We start from the raw sequence: 21,346 nt of genomic DNA, 5'->3' as shown, positions 1-21,346 counted from the left end.
GACTTTATAAGAAAGAATTCCAATGAGCTAAGGAGCGAGCGCAATGACAAAAAGGACCAAGCCAGAAATTTTGGCTCAACAAACTGTCGCTCAATCAAAACTATTCTCTATCGAGTCTCTCGATTTACGTTTTTCCAACGGTGTAGAGCGTACCTACGAACGCATGAAACCCAGCGGTCGCAACGCAGTAATGATGGTTCCGATTACTGAGCAAGGCGATATTCTGTTGGTGCGTGAATACGCTGCGGGTACTGAACGCTATGAACTCGGCTTCCCAAAAGGACTGATTGATCCCGGCGAACGACCAAATGAAGCCGCGGTTCGTGAACTAAAAGAAGAGATTGGCTTTGGCGCTAATAAACTCACGCCTTTAAAAGAAGTGATTCTCGCCCCCTCTTATTTCTCTAGCAAAATGACGCTGTTTATCGCAGAAGAACTCTATCCAGAGAAGCTAGAAGGTGATGAGCCAGAGCCACTAGACATTGTCCGCTGGCCACTTGCTCAAGCCGAAGAACTGTTAACGCATCTCGACTTCTGTGAGGCTCGCAGTATTACAGCTCTACTATTAGCCCTTCGTGTATTAAACAATAACTAGAACATTCAGGCTCGCTCGAAGAGTAAGAGAATATTTATGCCAATAACAAAAGATTTGTCTCACCTCCTCCCTCCAGTCATTGAGATCGCACGATCGGCTGGACAACTCATCTTAGAGATCTATGAGAAAAAGGATTACGAAGAGTTCACCAAGAGTGATGACACTCCGGTCACCAGCGCCGACCTTGCAGCACATAAGCTGATATTAAAAAAACTCAGTGAATTGACGCCTGATATTCCCGTATTATCCGAAGAAGACGCCGACATCAGCCTAGAGCAACGCTCTCAATGGGATCGTTACTGGTTGGTTGATCCGCTAGATGGTACGCAGGAGTTCATTGCAAGAAGTGGTGATTTCGCGACAATTATTGCCTTAATTGAGCATAACAAGCCGGTAATGGGCGTCGTGTACGCACCCGTTTCAGGTGTGAGCTATTACGCTTACAGTGGCAAAGGCGCTTGGAAGATCCCAGACCTTAATGACAGTGTGAAGATTAAGACACACCGCCATGAACTGCCAAACCAATCCATCGCGATGGCGATCAGTCGTCGTCAAGACATCAACCGCATCACTAGTCGTATGAGCTCTGCTTGGAACTACGACTTGGTTCCTCTTGGCTCAGCAGCGCTTAAGGCATGTTTAGTCGCAGAAGGCGCTGTGGATTGTTATCTACGTATTGGACCAACCGGAGAGTGGGATACAGCTGCAACCCAGTGCATTGTTGAAGAAGCCGGAGGCCGAATCCTAAGCACTCAATTAGAGCCGCTCTCTTACAATGAAAGGGATACTCTAGAGAATCCAAACTTCATTGTGCTTGGCGATGCGGACTTACCTTGGGCAGAAATCTTACAAGGTAAAGACTAAACTCGAGGGCTCTGGTCGCGGTTAAGCAGTTAAGCATTCAAACAAAATGGGCACCTCATTGAGGTGCCCATTTTTTATATCTCGTTATGTGATAACCAGCGTATGCTAGCTCAAAAGTCGATACCGGGCTAAAAACGACCTTGGTAAGTAAACTGATATTTACCCTGGCTGTCAGGGTTGCCCAACCACTTAAGCTGGCTCTGCATCGCTGATGGGAATTCAGCACCTGGCTTAAACCATGCCGCCGAGGTGTAGCTTTGATTAGGCGTTACGCTCGCAGAGAACTCACTGTCCACTTGCTCACTCTTCTGTATGCCTTTAGCTGCAATGGTATTGTCTTCACAGGTAATATCCGCAATCACAGGGCCGAGGTCTAATGAACCCACTGGCGAGTCGACAGCTGCACCAGACCAAGCAAGCGTACCTTCGCCCGATTGACACCAAGGCTGAGCATGAACTGCGTGTTTGATGGTCAGTTCAACTTGTCCCGCAATAGAAACGGGGACTGGGATAGCCGGCGCATATTTCATCACGTTTCTTGCTGGCATGGATGCGACTAAATTTTCCGCGTAAGCACCGCTCATGCTATATCCAACACGACCTTTACCGGATAAGTTCATATCGCTGTTACGACCAAAGCGAACCGCAAGCTCGGCTTTGGCTTGGAATAGTTTAGAGAACTGGAAGTCCCACTGCACTGAGCCGTAATTGACACGCTGCCACGCAATATTGTTAGCGCGACCTTGCCAAACGGTGCCCTCAACGCCTTCAATGCTTAAACCACGCACAGCGGGCGCATGCTTGAGAGCAAAAGCGGCAGGCAAATGCAGCAACAAGCTTACTGAGAAAAAAACGATAAAAATGACGCTGAATAACAAGCCATATTTGAAAGATAAACCGCGTTTCACATTAACCTCGTTTAAACTGTAGTCGGTTGATCTCAATAACCCCAGGGCTATCAGAGCGATCAATATCCATAAACTCAACCTCAACACCCTGCTTTTCTTTCAGGTATGTCAGCCAGTCAACGAACTTATTAAATGGCACAGGCTTAATCCACACTTGCAGCATCTCACCACGTGGTTGTACGCGTATCAGCTCGATGTTAAAACGGCGCATAGAAGCAGGCACAGATTGGTTTAAAGGCTGACTGGCACTGATGCCACCACTGCCTCGTAGTTCAACCACTTGATTGGCTTTGTCCGTTACCCAAGCAAGAAGCTGCTTCTCACTTTGAATACGACTTTGTGCAAGTTCAGCTCGCTGACTGAGTGGCTGTAATAACCCCCAATAAACGACACCCAACACCAATAAAACTGAGCAACCAACAACTAATCGTTGCTCTCTTTGACTTATTGAAGTCCACCACGCTTGGAGTGGTTCAATCATATTTCTCATCACTGATCTCCTTACGTAGGTTATTGATGGGGTTTAAGAGTAAAGCTGCCAAATACGGCATCGCCATTGCGATTCAATGGCCCTTGCTCAACGACAAACTTCTCTTCGAGTTTCACCCTTGCGGTCTCAAAGTGTTGGAAGTCAGAGCTTTTCGCCTGAAGTCGAACCTCAGAACGGTTACCATCATAACGAATGCTTTCAACTTCGATCGACTTCACTTGCCCTAAGGTTTCAGGCAACAATGCTAGCCAACCTAGTAAGGAGTCACCCTCACCGGAGCCACCGTATTTCTTAGCTTCATCATTCATCTGACGCTTAAGGTAGCTTATTGTCGGAATTCGTTGTTTACCTGGTAGCACAGCTCTAAAAATACGTTCACTCTCAGCTCTGTAAGCTTCGGCTTGCGCTTCATACTGCTGAACCTTTAACACTTGTTGAGTCACAATCACGGCCACCAGCAAACAAGCAGCAATCGCCACTTTCTGCCAAACACGCCAATATTTACTGAATGAAGATTTGGTTTTAAAGGTGCCAGTCAGTAAATTCACGCTGCTTGTGATCGCTTGCTGACTCAATAAAGACATCACCAATTCAGCAGGCTTAGCTTGCCACTCCACACCACTTTGCTGCTGAACGTCGTCACTCGGCATCGCGGTGTAGCTGAAAATTGTTGTCGCTTGCTCTTCCTCACCAGCGACAACCCAGTCACTTTGCAGAAACATAGGTAACCATGCTTCGCTGATCGATACGGCTTGATAGTGACCTTGACGTTGAGAGTGACCTTGGCGCAATAACCAATGCTGACCTATCTGCAACGCACTGATGCCTTGCTCTTCAAAAGGCACGGCTAGTGTATCTGGCAGCACCTTACGGAAGATAATATTGGCTTCGCGAAACAACTCTAAAGCGTGTTTTAGCCATTCACGATCCACACCACACACGGTAGCGTGACTCGTGTCTTTATCTAAAATAGTCAAATGTAAGTCTTCGATATCTTGTGCCACTTCGTCTTCTAACAAAAACGGCAACATAGAATCGAACTGGCGAGCAGCACCTTTCGGGATCTCAACACGCTTAATCAAGCATTCATTTCCCGGCAATAAAGCGATACAGCTACGCTTTTCAGCGTAAGGCGTTAACTCGTCAAGCTGTTCCCAGCTAGACAGTTCACCGCTTGCTATCACTTCTTGTTGGCTTGTCGACCAAACTAACCACTGCACAGGGCTTTGTGGTTCGCTACTCAGTCGAACGGTCAGAAACTCGCTCACTGATTCCTCCAAAACGACGGCGTACTACCGTCACTGTTTCTCGATTACTACTATAGAAAAGCGTCCGTATACGTACACGTGACTGCTCAACTAATACCTCTGCATCTAGCTCAAAATAGGCGCTATCTACAGTTAAATATGCTTTCGCTTTCTTGCTGACTTCGGCACTCACGCCAACAATGGCAGGTTCGGCCATAAATACGTCGACCGTATCCCAACCATCAAACGGGCGTTTGTCTATCAGCTGTTTGGCATCCGACTCACTTAAACCGGGGGCAAACATCGCTTCCAATAAAGGCGCCTGCTTTTCCGTAAGAGTATTCACATTCAAACGGAAATCATCGGTGGGTAAAGCGCAAACAAATGGGCGAACCTTATTCATCACTTCACCAGTGACCTGATAAACCGCTCGTAGCTCGGATTCATCCGCCATTAAACCATTCGCCGCCAAATAAGAGGGCTTCATTGCTTCATACGTGCTGTCTTCTACGCCAGACGAAGAGGTGGTTCGGGTATCACTATCTACAAACTCCCAGCTGGAATTTGCGATGACCTCCGCCTGATAAGGCTCAACGTCTTGGTTTTCCAACAAGGTTTGCCAAACCGTGATTAAATAAGGTGTCTGGTTACTTGAAGTCGTCGTAACACCAGCCAAGGCATTAAGATTAAAACACGCCTGAGCGTCAACTATTCGCCCCTTAACTTGGCCATAATCGAGTGGGTACACTTGCTCTTCTAACGCCCACGGCTGGCTTAAGTTTACGGTATCACTGTCTTTGTAGCTTTGCCTAATACCGTCTTGCACAAGCGCTTCTACGCCAATGCTGTACCAATAGGCCTGTTGGTAGTTCAGCTGGTTACCAACGCGTTTAAATTGAGTAAACAGACGTTCAGACATACTGCCAGCAATGGTGGCCATGATCGCCAATAGCATTAAAATAATGATCAGCGCGACACCACGTTGTTTGCGTCCCAAGGCTAACCTTGTCGCTATACGCTTATTAGTTCGATGAGTCATTGTTCCCCTCACTACTGCCTGAAGAGTCATTACTTGAAGAATCATCGGCCTGATCTAGGGTGCCACCTGGAGTGAGATAAACACGTTCTATCTCACCATAGTCTTTCAGTGTCAGCTTGAGCCTCACCGCTTTCGGCAGGGACTTATCGGTTTGCCACTCTTTACCCCAGCGACTCCCGTCATAAAACTCGATTTCAAAGCTTTCGACATCATCAAGCAGAGGAGTAATCACACCTTCTTGGCCTGCAGGCGTATCGGGGTAACGCCACCATACACGCTCGAGTGTCTCTTCTTTGATGCGGTAGCCAACCTTCGTCACCTCACCGCGAGGAAACTGCTGCTGCGGGTTGTGCCAACCTAGGCGAGTAAACATGATGCCAACGCTGTCGGAATCCAGTAAATACTCTTTCATTAAGATCAGCTTAGATGATGCTTCTTCACCATTGGTACGAAATTGTCGCACCGCCATCTGGCGAAAATCATTATCTAAAATGACTAAGCTACGTTGCAGTTGATTTAAACGAGCACTGCGCTCGATTGAGAGCTCGTTGCTTCGCTGCACCTGGTTTACCACCTGATAAGCCGCCATGCTTAACGTGGCAAAGATAGCAATCGAGACCAAGACTTCAATTAAGGTAAAGCCTCTGCCTTTTGAAGATAGACCTTGTTTGCGTGGCGTACGCTTATTTGCCGACATGCTCTTACTTAGCGACACGCTCTTAGTTGACCACATGCTCTTAGTTAACCACATAACTTCGCACCGTAACGACTGGAGACGCTTTCTTGCTGGTTGCCGCACTCACATCAAACGCCTTTAATAAATTATCGCTGGTATCGATGGGAGTCACCTTCCAGAACCACTCTCTTCCCGCTAACTCTTGCGTGCCCTGCGCTTTTTTAAGCTTCTCAGGATGCAGCATGACTAAGGCTATTTGATTATCAACGACCATCGCTGCGAAGGTTTTTTCTTCTAGATAGCTGAGTGTATTAATGTGCTGGGTGACGGCACGAATCACACTGATCGCCGCCGTAGCGAAGATAGCCAACGCAACTAATACTTCAAGCAGAGTCATTCCTCGAGAACCAAGAGGCATGCCACGAGAACGATAAGGAGAACGGTTATTCCTCTTCATCTTCTTCTCCCGGCTCTAGCAGTCTAATCACACCATTATCTAACACTCGAATACGCCAACCATCTTGTATTGTGTCACCAGTATTTGGGTAGAAGGAAAGCGTAAACAGTGTCGTTTCGGCACTCGACAAGATGTAGATCTGTGGTGGCTTTGGCTTCTTTTCCTCTTCCAGATCCGCAAACATATCTTCATCAAATAAGCTTCCCGGATTAAAAAGGCGATCGTCGTCTTCCCACGCGCCGCCACCGAGTGTCAGTGTCAGTGCGAGGTCTTCTGGTAATTCAGTTGAAGAGGGGATCTTTTCGAACTCAGTTTCTTGCCAACCATCAGACTTCAAAGTCATCAAAACGTAAGTCGATTTCTTTTCATCAACACGAACACCAAAATCTAAGCCACTCAAAATAGCCTCTTCATTCAGTAGCTGAATTCGCTGATAAAAGCTTTGAGCGTATTTTTTAGCAACATCTTTGCTATTGGTAGGAATGGTCGAGATCACCGCGACCGCCGTTACTGACAGTAGTACCAACACCAAGAGAATTTCAATCAAGGTGAAACCTGGCTGTGTTTGCTTAGTTTTCACCTTGTGGACTCCATCTGTTTATGTCCTAACATCAAATAACGGCATCAAGTTCAATAACTTATCAAGCCTAATAACTTATCAAGCAACAGGAACGAATCAAGCAACAAGCCGAAGCTTATTGGAAATCCTGCATGTTCCAGTTACCGATATCCGCAGCGATACCTTCACCGCCTTCTTGACCATCAGCGCCAAGAGTGAAGATATCAATCGTACCGTTGTCACCAGGGCTTAGGTATTGGTACTCATTGCCCCAAGGGTCGTTTGGTAGACGCTTGATGTAGCCACCGTCACGGTAGTTACGAGGTTCTGGGCTGCTTGGCTTTGTCACCAACCCGTCAAGGCCTTGATCCGTTGTTGGGTAAACGCTGTTATCCAACTTATACATATCTAACGCGTTCTCTAGCGCCACAATATCAGTGATGGCTTTTTGTTGATCCGCTTTCTCTTTGTTGCCCAAAAGGTTAGGTACAACAAAGCTTGCTAAAACACCAAGGATAACGACAACAACCATGACTTCTAAAAGGGTAAAGCCTGACTGTTTTTTCATTTTATTTTTCATTATTTTCTCCAAATTGCAGATAGCGAGTTAAGGGGAATGGTGTCCTTCTTCTCGATAATCCAAAAACTAACGTCTGATGAGCAGTACGTTAACCACTCATTAAATTGTTCATTTCAAGCATTGGCATCAGTGTCGCCATCACGATAAACAGCACTAAGCCTGCCATCAACGCGATAAGGGCTGGGGTAAAGATACCTAGGGCGATATTAACCGTCGACTCAAAGCTTTGGTCTTGGTTGTCTGCCGCTCTTGTCAGCATCTGTTCCAACTGACCACTCTGCTCACCACTGGCGATCATATGTAGCATCATCGGTGGGAAGAGCTTGGTTTGATCCAACGCTTTACGCAGGCTCGCGCCTTCTCGAACGCTGTCTGATGCCTGTAATACTTGCTGTTTCACATGGTGATTCGACATAACATCTACCGCGACCTTCATCCCTTCAAGGATAGGTATTGCACTCGATGTACAGATAGAGAGTGTTCGTGCAAAACGAGAGGTATTGATCCCTTTCGCTATCTTGCCGATCAGCGGAATATTTAATAGTTTGCGATCCCAACTCATACGAACGCCCGGCTTTTTCAGCGCGGTCTTCACAAGAACAATCACACCAAGGGTCAGCAACAGTAATTGGATACCCCAATTCTGAATAAATTCACTCGATGCTAATAAAAATTGTGTCGACTGAGGAAGCTCTTGTCCCATTTGGATAATAGGCTCAACGATCTTAGGCACTACCGTAGCCAGTAGGAACGAAACAATCGTCACCGCAAACACCACCAGCACGATTGGGTAGATCATCGCTTGCAGCAGCTTAGAGCGCATTTTCTGACGATTCTCAGCGTAGTCAGCCAGTCGTTCCAATACCGCATCTAAGTGGCCAGATTTCTCACCAGCTGCGACCATGGCTCTAAATAGCTCATCGAAGATGTGAGGGAAATCAGACAGACTGTCCGCTAACGAATAACCTTCCGTCACCTTAGAGCGAACCGCCAACAACATCGTTCGAATACGTGGCTTTTCAGATTGCTCGGCTACCGCTTTCAAACACTCTTCTAGCGGCATACCAGACTGAACGAGCGTTGATATCTGACGAGTAATCAAAGCCAAATCAGGTGTACTAATGCCGCGTTTAAAGCTGGTCGATGGCTGAGCACCTTTTGCTGTCTTTGCTTTAGCCTCGGTCATCTCAACCGGCATCAAGCCAAGTTCTTTTATTCTTTGGCGAGCCTGACGAGCATTATCTGCTTCAATCGAGCCTTTTTTACTCTTACCTTTGGCATCCAATGCTTTGTATTCAAATGCCGCCATACTAGACTTCCTTGGTCACGCGCATCACTTCTTCTAGGGACGTTACCCCTTTCAGAACTTTGCTCAAGCCATCATCGCGAATACTTGGGGTTGTGCCACGAATTGCCTTCTCAATTGCCTGTTCTCCAGACTCACTGTGAATCAACTCTTGTACCGAATCATCAATCATCAATAGCTCATGAATACCGGTACGACCTCGGTAACCTTTGTGGCTACAGTGGTCACAGCCTTTGGCATGATAAAGCGTTAGGCTGTCTTTCTTCTTCAGGCCAAACAACTTTTTCTGTTCTTTGTCGGCTTCGTACGGTTCTTTACACTCGCTACACAAGGTTCGAACCAAGCGCTGCGCCAGAACACCAAGCAATGAAGAAGAGATCAAGAAAGGTTCAATCCCCATATCACGGAGACGCGTAATCGCACCTATCGCGGTATTGGTATGGAGAGTCGACATAACCAAGTGACCCGTCAAAGAAGCTTGCACTGCAATCTCGGCGGTTTCCAAATCACGGATCTCACCAATCATAACCACATCGGGATCTTGACGAAGAATCGCACGTAAACCACGGGCAAAGGTCATATCAACCTTAGGGTTCACTTGTGTTTGGCCAATACCATCAATATCAAATTCGATTGGGTCTTCAACGGTTAGGATATTTCGCTCATTGCTGTTGAGCTCTTGCAGACCAGCATACAAGGTTGTTGATTTACCAGAACCCGTTGGGCCGGTCACCAAGATGATGCCATGTGGGCGCTGAATCAGCTTACGGAAGTTCTCGTGGTTCTCTGCCGTCATACCCAAACTATGCAAATCTAGGCGAGTGGCGTTTTTGTCCAACAGACGCATTACCACACGTTCACCGTGCGAAGACGGCATGGTTGAAACACGCACGTCGACCGCTCGGCCACCGATACGCAGAGAAATACGACCATCTTGTGGCACGCGTTTTTCCGCAATATCCAGCTTAGCCATAACCTTGACACGCGAAACCAACAGCGGGGCCAATTTGCGGCTTGGTGCAAGAACATCACGTAATACACCATCAATACGGAAGCGGATAGACAGTGACTTCTCGAAGGTTTCGATATGAATATCCGAAGCACCCTCTTTGATCGCCTCACCCAGCATCGCATTGATTAACTTGATGATTGGCGCATCGTCTTCCGATTCGAGCAAGTCTTCGTCTTGAGGCAGTTCTTCTGCTAGAGAGAAAAAGTCGTCGTTGTCGGCACCAATGTCTTCCATTAGCTGACGAGCTTCCGACGAATCACGCTGGTACGCGTCCGTCAGTTTTTTATCAAATTCGTCTGCGCCGATCGCTTGTGGCGTGAAACCATTTTTCACAACACGACTTACTTCAATGATCGCCGCCGATTTCAGTGGCTCAACATAATAAAGTATCGGTGCGCGCTCTGGATGCTGATACTCCAACACCATCTTGTAGCGATTTGCAAAGCTAAACGGCAAGCGCTGATAAGTACTTGCCGCCCCTACCAATTCAGCCATTATTCTGTTTCCATTTGATCGATGAAGGCTTGAATTTCAGCCGGGTGATTCATCTCTGCACCAAATTTAGGCAATACCGGAATGTTATCGTCATCCATCAGTTTCAGGCCCTGCTCTGACTTATACAGCTGCTCAGCACGGATAAAGTTGTATTTACGCTGAGTGATACCATCGGCTGTCATACCATCACGAATGATGGTTGGCTTGATGAAGACCATTAAGTTCTTTTTCTCAACCTGAGTACTGGTTGATTTGAACAGGTGCCCAAGTACTGGGATATCGCCTAGGAATGGGACCTTAGATTCACTTTCCAGTGCTCGCTCGTCAATCAAACCACCAAGTACGAGCATTTGACCATCTTGAACAATCACTGACGTATTCAGCTGACGCTTAGCAAAACGAACATCTACTGCCCCGTTTGCACCTAATACGTTCGATACTTCTTGTTCTATTTGTAGCTGAACCGAGTCGCCTTCATTGATTTGTGGCACGACTTTCAGCTTGATACCCACTTCTTTACGTTCAACCGTTTGGAATGGGTTGTCGTTGCTTGAGCCTGCTGTAGAACCGGTTAGAACAGGCACCTCTTCACCCACAATGAATGAAGCCTCGCCGTTATCCATCACAGTAATACTCGGAGAAGATAGGATGTTAGAGTTTGAATCGGTTGCTACCGCACTAATCAACGCTGTCCAATCGCCCATAACGACACTCATCGCAGCACCATTAACGCCAGAAAGTGCAGAAGCTAACGTTGAATAATCACCTGATTCGGTTGTCGTTTCATTACGTACGAAGGCACCATTATCATCATATACTGCGGTAGTCGTTTCAGTATCTTTGGCTTCTTCTAAACCAACCATCACACCACCAATCGATGCGCCTGTGTTGCCGTACTGAATTACAGCACCAGTATCAAGGTTACCCCATTGCACACCAAGGTTAATGCCGTCACCTTCTGCCATTTCGACAATTAAAGCTTCAATCAATACTTGAGCACGACGAATATCCAGCTGTGCGATCACATCTTGTAGCGCGTTCATGATGTCTGGCTGAGCTGTAATCACTAAAGAGTTGGTATCACTATGAGCTGAGATCATCACTTGGTTACGTTGAGATGAACTGCCTTTGGTTGAAGTCTGCTTTTCTGATTGCAGGTTGTCCGACACGCCTTTCAGCACATCGACTAAATCTTCGGCTTTTGCGTATTTAAGGTAAATTACTTGGTTGTTGCCCTTGGTTGCCATTTCAACATCAAGCTGTTCAATCAGCCTTCTTAAACGGCTACGTACCTTAGGGTCGCCTGAGATAAGAATCGCATTGGTACGCTCATCGGCAACTAATTTAGGTTGTAGAAATGCAGGTGTGTTTTTCGCATCCGTGGTTTTGCTTAATGCATCGACAATACGCACCATTTCTGCCGCAGAAGCATTCTTTAGCTCAACGACTTCGATCTCTTTATCACCCGCTTGGTCAACACGCTTGATGATCTCGGCTAAACGATTAACAACAGCTGCACGGCCAGTAATTAGAATGATATTCGCAGGATCGTAATGCACAACGTTACCCGCACCTGCATTGTCATTCAGCTGGCGAAGCAAAGGAGAAAGTTCACGTACTGAAACATTGCGAACGGTCACGACACGTGTAACAACATTGTCGCCATTGATCGTGTCACCGTCTCCAACGACTGGAATTGCCGACGTTTTAGAATCTTTGGCTTTGATGATCTTAAGAACACCCGAGTCCATTTCAACCACCGCGTAGCCATACACTTCTAAAACATTTAAGAAGAAGCTGTAATATTGCTCTTCATTGAGCACATCGTAACTACGAACATCAATTTTCCCGCGCACCGAAGGGTCAACGATGATCGTCTTCTCTAAGTTGCGGCCAACAATATTAATAAACTCTTGAATGTCAGTGCCCTTAAAGCTGGCACTAAAATCACTCGCTATGGCTGCGGGTGTGCAGATTAAGCTTCCTGCCAATAACCATGCACTTTTCTTAAACCAATGCTTCACGTACTTCTCCTACACTTTCGTCCTTCGTTAGACGCAAAGTTTTAAAATTCAATAAACACTTCATGTTGTTGACCATCTCTCTCGACCACCAGATTTAGCTCTGTTAGTTCTGAGATGGAACGGAATATGTTGCCCATAGCAGCAGGGTCTGTCAGGTCTTGTCCATTTAACTGAGTGGCAATATCTCCGTTTTGGAGCCCAACAGAGTTAAAAAGTTCTGAATCTTTGCCAGGGCTCACACGATAACCGATCACTTTATCGTCACGCTTCACCTGAGACAGTCGAACATATTGGAAGATTTGTTGCGGATCTTTCATTATCTTCGCTTTAATTTCATCAAGCTTCTCTTCTGCAGAAGCGGGGTTGTTGCCACGGACAGAAGAAGAGGCGCGAGGTGGTGCCGGTTCTGAAACGGCCAGACGCTTGTACTCAATACCTTCAAGCATCAAGGTTTCATCTCGGCCTGAGTTATCGATAATCACGCGATCGACTAATACCGCTTTTAACTTAGCGCGCGTGCCTTCGATCTCTTCGTTAATTCCGTAGGTTGCTTGTGTGCCACGATTCGCAATCACAGCTAAGCTTAATTTGGGGTTAGAGCTGGCAACCGCACCCACTAAAACCAGATTCAGTCGCGTTTTTGGGGCATCTTGAATAACTTGCTGCTCAACCACAGCAGGCTTGGTTGGGTTATAGGCACCAAAAAAGTTGCTCTGCTGCAAAGAAGAGATATCAAGAGTCGATTGAGGAGCAGAAGACGATGAAGCCGTTGCTTTCCAAGGCACAACGGTTTGCTCGGCAGGTTCGATAAACCATGCAAGCTGTCCTAAAATCCATGCGGAAGCTGCGATTAACACACAACAAAGAACAAGGCTCAGTTTCTGCTGGAGTAAAAATCCATTCTCTAAAAATCGGCTCAGCACCGGAGAGTTATCCATGCGAAGTTTGAGCTCTAAAAAGTTCACGTTCCCTAACCCTTTCTATAACGAATAAAGCTGTAACCTACTAAACTATCAGCTTTTTTGTTCATAAATTCTGTTCCAGCTTATTAAAAGCATAAGATCCTGAACTATATCATAGCAAATCTATAAATCGGCATTACCTGAGCTATTTTGTAATCTTCCTTGAAAAAAAAGCCTATCGCCTCCACATAAGCTTCTACTAAATGTGATAAGCGTCATTAAATAAAATAAGTTGCATACTGTGAATAACAGTTAAACCGCATTCATTTCTAACTGAAAAGGCACTGTCCTATATGAAAACGACTAATGAAGCTGTCAGACTCGATAAATGGTTGTGGGCAGCACGCTTTTATAAGACTCGTTCAATTGCTCGCAACATGGTCGATGGTGGCAAAGTCCACTATAATGGTCAGCGCAGCAAACCCAGCAAAATCGTAGAACTTGGTGCAGTGATTACTCTGCGCCAAGGTAATGAAGAAAAGACGGTCACCATAGAGAAAATATCCGCACACCGTGGCGGGGCGCCAGTCGCTCAGACACTCTATGAAGAAACCACCGAAAGCTTGGCAAAAAGAGAAGAGTTTGCCCAACAGCGCAAGCTTAATGCTCATAGCCCAGCACCAGAACGTCGCCCAGACAAAAAGCAACGTCGTGACATCATCAAGTTCAAGACTCAATAAGCTAGAAGGAATAGCCAAATGGCAGACCCAATGTCTACAAGTAATGTTTTAAATCGCTACCTATTTGAAGACCTATCAGTACGTGGTGAATTGGTACAGATGGACGAAGCGTACCAACAGATTATTTCTAGCAAGGAATACCCAGCGCCAGTACAAAAGCTGTTGGGTGAGCTACTGGTTTCAACGACGCTACTAACCGCGACTCTAAAGTTTGAAGGCTCTATCACGATGCAACTGCAAGGTGATGGCCCAGTATCTCTCGCTGTTATTAATGGCGATAACGATCAGAAGATCCGTGGTGTTGCTCGCTTTGACGGTGACATTGCTGACGACGCAGGCCTACACGACCTGATGGGTAAAGGCCACCTAGTGATCACTATCGATCCTAAAAAAGGTGAGCGTTACCAAGGCATCGTTGGTCTTGAAGGTGACACGCTTGCTGAAGTACTTGAAGGTTACTTCGCAAACTCTGAACAGCTAAAGACTCGTCTATGGCTGCGCACGGGTGAACATGAAGGCAAAGCACACGCTGCTGGTATGCTTCTGCAGGTTATGCCTGACGGTACTGGTACGCCAGATGACTTCGAACACCTAGAGCAGTTAACTGACACCGTAAAAAATGAAGAGTTGTTCTCTCTAGAAGCGAACGACCTGTTGTACCGTCTATACAACCAAGAGAAGGTTCAGGTATTTACCCCACAACCGGTTGAGTTCTTCTGTGGTTGTTCTCGTCAACGTAGTGGTGCGGCTATCATTACTGTTGCTCAAGAAGAGATCTACGACATCATCAGCACTGAAGGAAGTGTGGCTCTTCACTGCGATTACTGTGGCACAAACTACTCGTTTGACAAGAACGACGTTGACGCACTGTACGCAGAAGCAGCAGATAAAGGCGACAATACGGTTCATTAATTTACAGCGTACCAAAAACACGTAATTTACCCTACAAAGGTCAGCACTCAGCTGGCCTTTTTTGTGATCAAAATAGCGCAAAGCCCGTAACATTTCGTAATAAAATCACCGCTTAATTTTAATCAATTAATAATGTTCTCGCCCCTAGCGCAAAGGTTTGCGTACAGGATAGACTAGTTAGGCCAATATGTGACGAGACGCTTAAAACCCCAAGATTAATATGGATACTTTTTGAGCTGTATCCCTGTTTCCCCAGAGTCTCGTTGCTAGCATGGTGAGCAGATAACAATAAAAAATTAATACAAAATCCCTACAAAATATCCTACAAGGAGCACCTATGACCGTTATGGAACATACAAAGGCTGCACAAATTGATCTAACTAAGCACGGACTGACTGGCGTTACTGAAGTTCTTCGTAATCCTAGCTACGAGCAGTTATTCGTTGAAGAAACACTGCCAGGTTTGGAAGGCTACGAAAAAGGCGTAGTAACGGAACTAGGCTCTGTTGCGGTAGACACTGGTATCTTTACTGGCCGCTCACCAAAAGATAAGTACATTGTTAAAGATGACACCACGCGCGATACCATGTGGTGGTCAGATCAAGGCAAAAATGACAACAAACCGATTACAACTGAAGTATGGGATGAGCTTAAAGAGCTTGTGACAACTCAGCTATCTGGCAAGCGCCTGTTTGTCATTGACGGTTACTGTGGTGCTAACCCTGATACGCGCTTAAGTGTACGTATTATTACTGAAGTAGCGTGGCAAGCGCACTTCGTTAAGAACATGTTCATTCGTCCAACTGACGAAGAGCTAGCAACGTTCGAACCTGATTTCGTGGTAATGAACGGTGCTAAAACAACTAACCCTAACTGGGAAAAGCAGGGTCTAAACTCTGAAAACTTCGTTGCTTTCAACCTAACAGAACGCGTTCAAATCATCGGTGGTACTTGGTACGGCGGTGAGATGAAGAAAGGCATGTTCGCAATGATGAACTACCTACTTCCTCTTCAAGGCATTGCTTCAATGCACTGTAGTGCTAACGTCGGTGAAGAAGGCGATGTAGCGATTTTCTTCGGTCTATCGGGCACAGGTAAAACAACCCTATCAACGGATCCTAAGCGTGAGCTAATCGGTGATGATGAGCACGGTTGGGATGACGATGGCATCTTCAACTTTGAAGGCGGTTGTTACGCGAAGACCATTCGTCTATCTAAAGAAGCAGAACCAGAAATCTACAATGCAATCCGTCGTGATGCACTGCTAGAAAACGTAACGGTTCGTGGCGATGGTTCTATCGATTTTGATGACGGTTCAAAAACAGAGAACACTCGTGTTTCTTACCCGATTCACCACATCGACAACATCGTTAAGCCAGTATCAAAAGCAGGTCATGCTCAAAAGGTTATCTTCCTAACTGCGGATGCATTCGGTGTACTACCACCCGTTTCTAAACTGACTCCAGAGCAAACGAAGTACCACTTCCTATCTGGCTTCACTGCGAAACTAGCGGGCACTGAGCGTGGTATTACTGAACCAACACCAACGTTCTCTGCAGCATTTGGTGCGGCATTCTTAACTCTTCACCCAACTCAGTACGCTGAAGTACTTGTGAAGCGTATGGAAGCAGCTGGCGCTGAAGCTTACCTAGTGAACACAGGTTGGAATGGCACAGGCAAACGTATCTCAATCCAAGATACTCGTGGCATCATCGACGCTATCCTAGATGGCTCAATCGACCAAGCTGAGACCAAGGTTATCCCTATGTTTAACCTAGAAGTACCACTAGCGTTGCACGATGTTGACCCAGCGATTCTTGACCCACGCGACACGTACACTGACCCACTACAATGGGAAAGCAAAGCGAAAGATCTAGCAGAACGCTTCATCAACAACTTTGATAAGTACACTGACAACGCTGAAGGTAAGTCACTGGTTGCGGCTGGTCCTCAACTGGACTAATCCAACCATCTGCTCGGGCTTAGCCAAAAGCGAACGCCCAATTTAAAATGATATTTTTGTAGCAAGCCCCTCTTTTGAGGGGCTTTTTTGTTGATGCTTGACCCTTTTTGTTCCACTCTGTTTTGAGACGATTGAAATTTAAGGCTTTCAGGGAATGAAAAAGGTATTCATGGTGTTCGGCATTGTGTTGGCTATCGCCGTTGCAACTATCGCAGCGTTGCTATTAAGCCTGCAGACGCAATACCGTGCGGATGTTGCTAACTTTTTTATCAAACATGCGATTGAACAACCTGTGCTCATTGAAGATGTTGAGTATCAGGCGCCTTATCACATCACCTTAATGGGCATTACCCAAAGCCAACCAGAAAGACAAGCACCTCTGTATATCGACAAGATCGATATCTGGTTCAGCCCAGACTCTGTTCTTAAAGCTAAGCTAGTGTTGGACTCTGTATTGATAAGTGGCCTGCAGTTAGAAGCCGACGATCTGGATACTCTTACATCAGTGCTTACCCAACCAAACCTCAAGCTACGTCAGCTGGCGATCAATAATCTAGATTTTTCGACCGCGGACTTTAATGCTCGAGGCATCGACCTCCAGATCTCAGATCCAACATGGGACGACAGCAACTCACTACTACCCTATGGCAAAACCCAACTCTCAGCCTCGCAGCTGTATTGGCAAGGCGAAGCGTTCGATAACCTGTTGATTGACCTAGACCTTAAACCGAGTGACAGCACCCTTTATGGCGCTTCATTTGATTGGCGTGGCGCCAAAATTTCCGGACAAGCAGAGCAATATAAACATGATTGGTCATTAGTGAATATCACTATCGACGGCCTGCGACTCAACGAGAAACAGACCCAAAACCTCTTGAGCAAAAATTGGGATGGAGCAGGTATTCAGATAAACCACATCAACAGTTTAGATATCTTGCGCAGCGATGTGGAATGGAAAAGTGGCCACTTAGCTGGCTTCGATGCTTCATTAGAAAATGTTCAGTTACCGTTTCAGCTGTGGCAGCAGCAACAAGCCACCTTTTCCCTACAAGCAGAAGGCGTCACCATCGATGATGACTTGTTTGTCGACCCGAGTATTCAGTTAAACCTTCAACCAGAACAGATCCTGATTGAGGATTTCTATACGCAATGGCGACAAGGCAGTATCCAAATGAACGGGACGGTAACACCAAGCTCAGTTGAACTCGCACAACTTGATGTTCAGGGCATAAAATGGATTACTGAAAGCCAAGATGAAAATCTACCGGCCACTCGTTTAATCCCTTGGCTTACACAGCTACAGCAAGCCTCTATTCATCGACTAAACATAGAGCGTAGCCAACTCATCCAACTCGCAAAAAAACCTTACTGGCAGGTCTCAGGGCTTCATATCGAGGGGCATCAGGTTCAACTGCTGCAAGATAGAAAGCTAGGCTTGTGGCAAGGCAAGTTAATGGCCAGCGCCAATGATGCCAGCTACCAAAATATTCTCAGCGCTCAGCCTGTAGTTGAAATGAACAGTGAGCAAGGAAAATGGACGCTGACACGCCTATTTGCACCATTAAAGAATGGCTATATTGAAGCGAATGCTACTCTCGACTTTAACCAAATCAGCAAGCCGTGGAGTATAGACATCTCTGCCGATGGATTACCGATATCGCCAATGTTGCAACAACTGAAATTACCGCTTGATGCAACCGGTTATGGTGAATTCGACCTTCAAGCCGCAGGTTTATACGGCGACTCGTTGATGCTCGGCTACTCAACGACTGGCCAACTCACTGGCAGCGTTCGCCAAGGTGTGATGACCTTCAACGACACGCTTTCTGAAACATCGATTGATAACGTGTTTGAAATCCCAGAGCTTAATGCCAGCTTTGACCGTGGACGTTTCACACTCGAACCAATGCACATTATTGGTGCATCGGCTACAGAAGAAGGTTCGCAAAGGGTTCAAACACTGAATGGCGAGGTATCAGGCGAACTTGATTTGCTAGAGCAAGAGCAACACTCACTCTCCATTACCCTTTCCGACCCATGCCACCAAATCTCAGGAAAACTTGACCAAGTTGAATATTCTGAGATTAATAACTGCCAACAAAAAAGCGCCACTCCACAGGAGTAGCGCTTTTAATCAATATCTTAGCAAATCAACAGAGTGCTAGGTGTGGGCTACTCGCTCACATTAGAATCTGTCGAGAGTATCTTTTTATAGTCAGGGATCAGCATATAGGTTCCCGTAAACTCAACCGCTTCCACATCGCCACTGTTAATGGTCACATGAATGATGATACGAGCCTTTCTGCCAGACGCGAGGCGATCTAAATCTCCACTGATCCCATCCAATGACGTGGATGCGACTGGATTTTGTTCAACCGGATGACGGTAACGAATATTGCTATCAGCCAACACGATATCACCCGTCAGGCCACGCTCTTTCATCAATAACCAAGTCATACCCCAACCGGTTAAGGTCGCTAAAGTAAAGGCAGAGCCTGCAAACATGGTGTTGTGAGGGTTCAGATTAGGATTCAGCTGAGCGCTACACTCAAATTGGTAACCTGTGTATTGGTTTATCTTGATGCCCATCTTGTCACTGATCGGGATCTGGTGTTCCCAGCGTTGCTGAAGTTCGTTACACCATTCAGGCTTACGCAATACATCAGCCATTGGGTCAAGTTGCTTAACCATCTGTTGGTGACGCACAGGGCCGCGTTGGTCGTTAATCTCACCACGACGCTCAAAGTCATTCTTCTCGTAGAATGAGATCGCATCTTCACGCGCATTACACACCAAGCGCTTAGCACCTTCTTGACGAGCCAGTGACTCAAGCGCGACTAGAATCAACGAACCCATACCTTTACTACGGCGAGAGTTTTTCACCGCCATGTAACGGATCTGACCTTCTAGATCAGGGGTGATATACAGACGACCAATCGCCATCGGACGACCTCGACCATCAACAATCATGCGATGGTGACTCATTGGGTCATATTCATCGCGCTCTGAACCTACCGGCATTCGCCAAGGTTCACGGAGCATCTGCCAACGAAAATGGTAATACTTATTTAACTGATTTTCGGTGGTTGGGGTTATGAGTTTAAACATGCTTATTCCTTTAAGCCTAAACCTGCAGCCAGAATGTCACTGGGCCATCATTAACCAAAGACACTTCCATGTCGGCTGCGAATCGACCACGTTCCGTTGGCAACACTGATTCACATTGGTCTGAGAAATAGTTGTAAAGACGCTCAGCATCTTCAGGGTGAGCACCACGAGAAAAGCCCGCTCGCGTGCCTTTCTTGGTATCGGCTGGCAGAGTGAATTGAGACACCACTAATACCTTACCTTCGACCTGCTTCACATTGAGGTTCATTTTATCGTCCTCATCTCCAAAGACACGATAAGTGGTCACTCGTTCCATCAAACGTTTGGCTTTGGCTTCGTCATCACCTTTTTCTACGCCTAACAGAACCAATAAGCCTTGCTCAATCTCACCCACTACTTCGCCATCAACACGGACGGCAGCTTCACTTACTCTCTGGATCAGTGCTATCACTGTTGTTTCCTTGCTCTGTAATTTTGTCGTTATCCGTTGAGTGTACCATTTCTTGCGGGTCACTCCACTGTTCGTGCTCACCAAGAGCAGCGGTCACCTCGGCACCCACCAGCACGATCAACCAACACAAATACACCCAGACAAAAAGAATCGGAATCGCTGCTAATGCGCCATAAATCAACTGGTAAGAAGGGAATTGCGTAATGTAGGCTGCAAAGCCTTTCTTACTGAGTTCGAACAGCAGAGCCGCAACCAGAGAGCCCGCAGCTGCATGAGAAAAGTGTATCTTTTTGTTGGGAACCAGCAGGTACAAACCGAAGAACGCAAAGAATGAGAGAATCAAAGGAAGTTTGCGAATCACGGTATTAAAGGCGCCAGAGACAACTTCATTTTGTAGCAAGCTTAAGGATGTCACATAAGAGGTAGCAGCAATACTCGCACCCACCAATATAGGCCCAAGCGTTAACACCATCCAGTACATAGAGAAAGACAGCACCGCACGTCGCTTCTCATTAACACGCCAGATGTAGTTTAGGTTCTTATCGATATTGGAGATCAACATCAGAGCTGCAATGAATAAGAACACACTACCGACCGCCGTCATCTTACCGGTATTGGCAACGAACTCTAACAAAGCACCGTGTACTGCATCCCCTGACGCTGGAACAAAGTTGGTAATGACGAAGTTTTGAATCACGATACCGACATCAGCAAAGATGGAGAATGACGACAAGATAGAGAGCAGAACCGTCAACATCGGTACGATCGAGAGCAAGGTAATGTACGCCAAATAGCCCGCATTCACGTTGACTCTATCGTGCGTCATTCGCGCCAAAAGATAGCGAGAAAACTGAATACTGAGTGTGGCGACCTTTTTTATCTTCAACTTGTAACTCCCTTGTAACTCGTTCATAGTCCTAATTAATATTCCGTTGTATTAATCACAGTAAGTAAATGTTCAAAAATAGCGTAGGAAAAAGGCTTGAGAACAAGGAAGAGTTTTTCGATAAGTAGTCAT

Annotated in this window: 21 protein-coding genes; 6 read left to right on the top strand and 15 right to left on the bottom strand. The window is 46.3% G+C overall.

Features of this window, described 5'->3' with window-relative positions:
- Positions 1-43 precede the first annotated feature (43 nt).
- Both nudE and cysQ read left to right on the top strand, forming a co-directional pair.
- Positions 44-595 carry an ADP compounds hydrolase NudE gene (nudE, locus tag AC3CKG_RS00625; RefSeq protein ID WP_428781595.1) on the top strand — a complete coding sequence of 184 codons (552 nt, stop codon included), beginning with the start codon at positions 44-46 and terminating at the stop codon, positions 593-595.
- 36 nt (positions 596-631) lie between these two features.
- A complete protein-coding gene (cysQ, locus tag AC3CKG_RS00620; protein WP_017109205.1) occupies positions 632-1,459 on the top strand; it encodes a 3'(2'),5'-bisphosphate nucleotidase CysQ in 828 nt (275 codons plus the stop codon).
- 128 nt (positions 1,460-1,587) lie between these two features.
- Here the strand turns inward: cysQ and AC3CKG_RS00615 are convergent, their stop codons facing one another.
- The 12 genes from AC3CKG_RS00615 to gspC all read right to left on the bottom strand — a co-directional run bounded on the left by AC3CKG_RS00615 (position 1,588) and on the right by gspC (position 13,190).
- Positions 1,588-2,367, bottom strand: coding sequence for a type II secretion system protein N (locus AC3CKG_RS00615; protein WP_065113307.1), 780 nt, complete (start codon positions 2,365-2,367; stop codon positions 1,588-1,590).
- Position 2,368: 1 nt separating this feature from the next.
- Positions 2,369-2,857 carry a type II secretion system protein M gene (locus AC3CKG_RS00610; RefSeq protein WP_017086954.1) on the bottom strand — a complete coding sequence of 163 codons (489 nt, stop codon included), beginning with the start codon at positions 2,855-2,857 and terminating at the stop codon, positions 2,369-2,371.
- Positions 2,858-2,877: 20 nt separating this feature from the next.
- Positions 2,878-4,125, bottom strand: coding sequence for a type II secretion system protein GspL (gspL, locus tag AC3CKG_RS00605; RefSeq protein ID WP_488528639.1), 1,248 nt, complete (start codon positions 4,123-4,125; stop codon positions 2,878-2,880).
- On the bottom strand, positions 4,094-5,143 hold the full coding sequence (gene gspK / locus AC3CKG_RS00600) for a type II secretion system minor pseudopilin GspK (RefSeq protein WP_488528638.1): 1,050 nt from the start codon (positions 5,141-5,143) through the stop codon (positions 4,094-4,096). Before gspK ends, gspL begins: the two co-directional genes overlap by 32 nt.
- On the bottom strand, positions 5,127-5,894 hold the full coding sequence (gene gspJ, locus AC3CKG_RS00595; protein WP_488528637.1) for a type II secretion system minor pseudopilin GspJ: 768 nt from the start codon (positions 5,892-5,894) through the stop codon (positions 5,127-5,129). Before gspJ ends, gspK begins: the two co-directional genes overlap by 17 nt.
- Positions 5,881-6,276, bottom strand: coding sequence for a type II secretion system minor pseudopilin GspI (gene gspI / locus AC3CKG_RS00590; protein ID WP_488528636.1), 396 nt, complete (start codon positions 6,274-6,276; stop codon positions 5,881-5,883). Before gspI ends, gspJ begins: the two co-directional genes overlap by 14 nt.
- Complete coding sequence (locus AC3CKG_RS00585) at positions 6,263-6,856, bottom strand: prepilin-type N-terminal cleavage/methylation domain-containing protein (protein ID WP_488528635.1); 594 nt, start codon at positions 6,854-6,856, stop codon at positions 6,263-6,265. Before AC3CKG_RS00585 ends, gspI begins: the two co-directional genes overlap by 14 nt.
- 115 nt (positions 6,857-6,971) lie before the next feature.
- Entirely contained in the window at positions 6,972-7,415 is a 444-nt protein-coding gene (gene gspG / locus AC3CKG_RS00580) for a type II secretion system major pseudopilin GspG (protein ID WP_004735601.1), read from the bottom strand.
- Positions 7,416-7,503: 88 nt separating this feature from the next.
- Positions 7,504-8,724 carry a type II secretion system inner membrane protein GspF gene (gene gspF, locus AC3CKG_RS00575; RefSeq protein WP_281053232.1) on the bottom strand — a complete coding sequence of 407 codons (1,221 nt, stop codon included), beginning with the start codon at positions 8,722-8,724 and terminating at the stop codon, positions 7,504-7,506.
- Position 8,725: 1 nt separating this feature from the next.
- The gene (gspE, locus tag AC3CKG_RS00570) at positions 8,726-10,228 is read right to left on the bottom strand and encodes a type II secretion system ATPase GspE (protein ID WP_017107891.1); all 1,503 of its coding nucleotides are present in this window, start codon (positions 10,226-10,228) and stop codon (positions 8,726-8,728) included.
- Positions 10,228-12,252: a type II secretion system secretin GspD gene (gene gspD, locus AC3CKG_RS00565; protein WP_017109211.1), complete on the bottom strand. Its 2,025-nt coding sequence runs from the start codon at positions 12,250-12,252 to the stop codon at positions 10,228-10,230. Before gspD ends, gspE begins: the two co-directional genes overlap by 1 nt.
- Positions 12,253-12,293: 41 nt before the next feature.
- Complete coding sequence (gspC, locus tag AC3CKG_RS00560; protein ID WP_065106058.1) at positions 12,294-13,190, bottom strand: type II secretion system protein GspC; 897 nt, start codon at positions 13,188-13,190, stop codon at positions 12,294-12,296.
- A gap of 317 nt (positions 13,191-13,507) precedes the next feature.
- Between gspC and hslR the strand changes: the two genes are divergently transcribed.
- The 4 genes from hslR (at position 13,508) to AC3CKG_RS00540 (ending at position 18,894) form a co-directional block, all read left to right on the top strand.
- A complete protein-coding gene (gene hslR, locus AC3CKG_RS00555) occupies positions 13,508-13,894 on the top strand; it encodes a ribosome-associated heat shock protein Hsp15 (protein WP_004735595.1) in 387 nt (128 codons plus the stop codon).
- Between the two features lie 18 nt (positions 13,895-13,912).
- Positions 13,913-14,806, top strand: a complete 894-nt coding sequence (hslO, locus tag AC3CKG_RS00550) for an Hsp33 family molecular chaperone HslO (protein WP_017109213.1) — start codon at positions 13,913-13,915, stop codon at positions 14,804-14,806.
- Positions 14,807-15,143: 337 nt separating this feature from the next.
- Entirely contained in the window at positions 15,144-16,769 is a 1,626-nt protein-coding gene (gene pckA / locus AC3CKG_RS00545; RefSeq protein ID WP_009848030.1) for a phosphoenolpyruvate carboxykinase (ATP), read from the top strand.
- 169 nt (positions 16,770-16,938) lie between these two features.
- The gene (locus AC3CKG_RS00540; RefSeq protein ID WP_488529213.1) at positions 16,939-18,894 is read left to right on the top strand and encodes an AsmA family protein; all 1,956 of its coding nucleotides are present in this window, start codon (positions 16,939-16,941) and stop codon (positions 18,892-18,894) included.
- A gap of 47 nt (positions 18,895-18,941) precedes the next feature.
- Here AC3CKG_RS00540 and AC3CKG_RS00535 read toward each other — a convergent pair whose 3' ends face one another.
- Genes AC3CKG_RS00535 through AC3CKG_RS00525 form a run of 3 tightly spaced genes read right to left on the bottom strand, consistent with a single transcriptional unit; the run spans position 18,942 to position 21,241 of the window.
- Complete coding sequence (locus AC3CKG_RS00535) at positions 18,942-19,877, bottom strand: bifunctional GNAT family N-acetyltransferase/hotdog fold thioesterase (protein ID WP_017109216.1); 936 nt, start codon at positions 19,875-19,877, stop codon at positions 18,942-18,944.
- 16 nt (positions 19,878-19,893) lie between these two features.
- Positions 19,894-20,328 (bottom strand): D-aminoacyl-tRNA deacylase, encoded by a 435-nt coding sequence (gene dtd, locus AC3CKG_RS00530; RefSeq protein WP_488528634.1) that lies wholly within the window; start codon positions 20,326-20,328, stop codon positions 19,894-19,896.
- Positions 20,300-21,241 (bottom strand): virulence factor BrkB family protein, encoded by a 942-nt coding sequence (locus AC3CKG_RS00525; protein WP_017109217.1) that lies wholly within the window; start codon positions 21,239-21,241, stop codon positions 20,300-20,302. The genes dtd and AC3CKG_RS00525 overlap by 29 nt, the downstream gene beginning before the upstream one ends.
- Positions 21,242-21,346: the final 105 nt, after the last annotated feature.

It is taken from the genome of Vibrio sp. QJM3NY_15 (genome assembly GCF_057785995.1).
The sequence above is the reverse complement of the archived record's forward strand: the minus strand, read 5'-3'. Positions and strand labels throughout refer to the sequence as shown.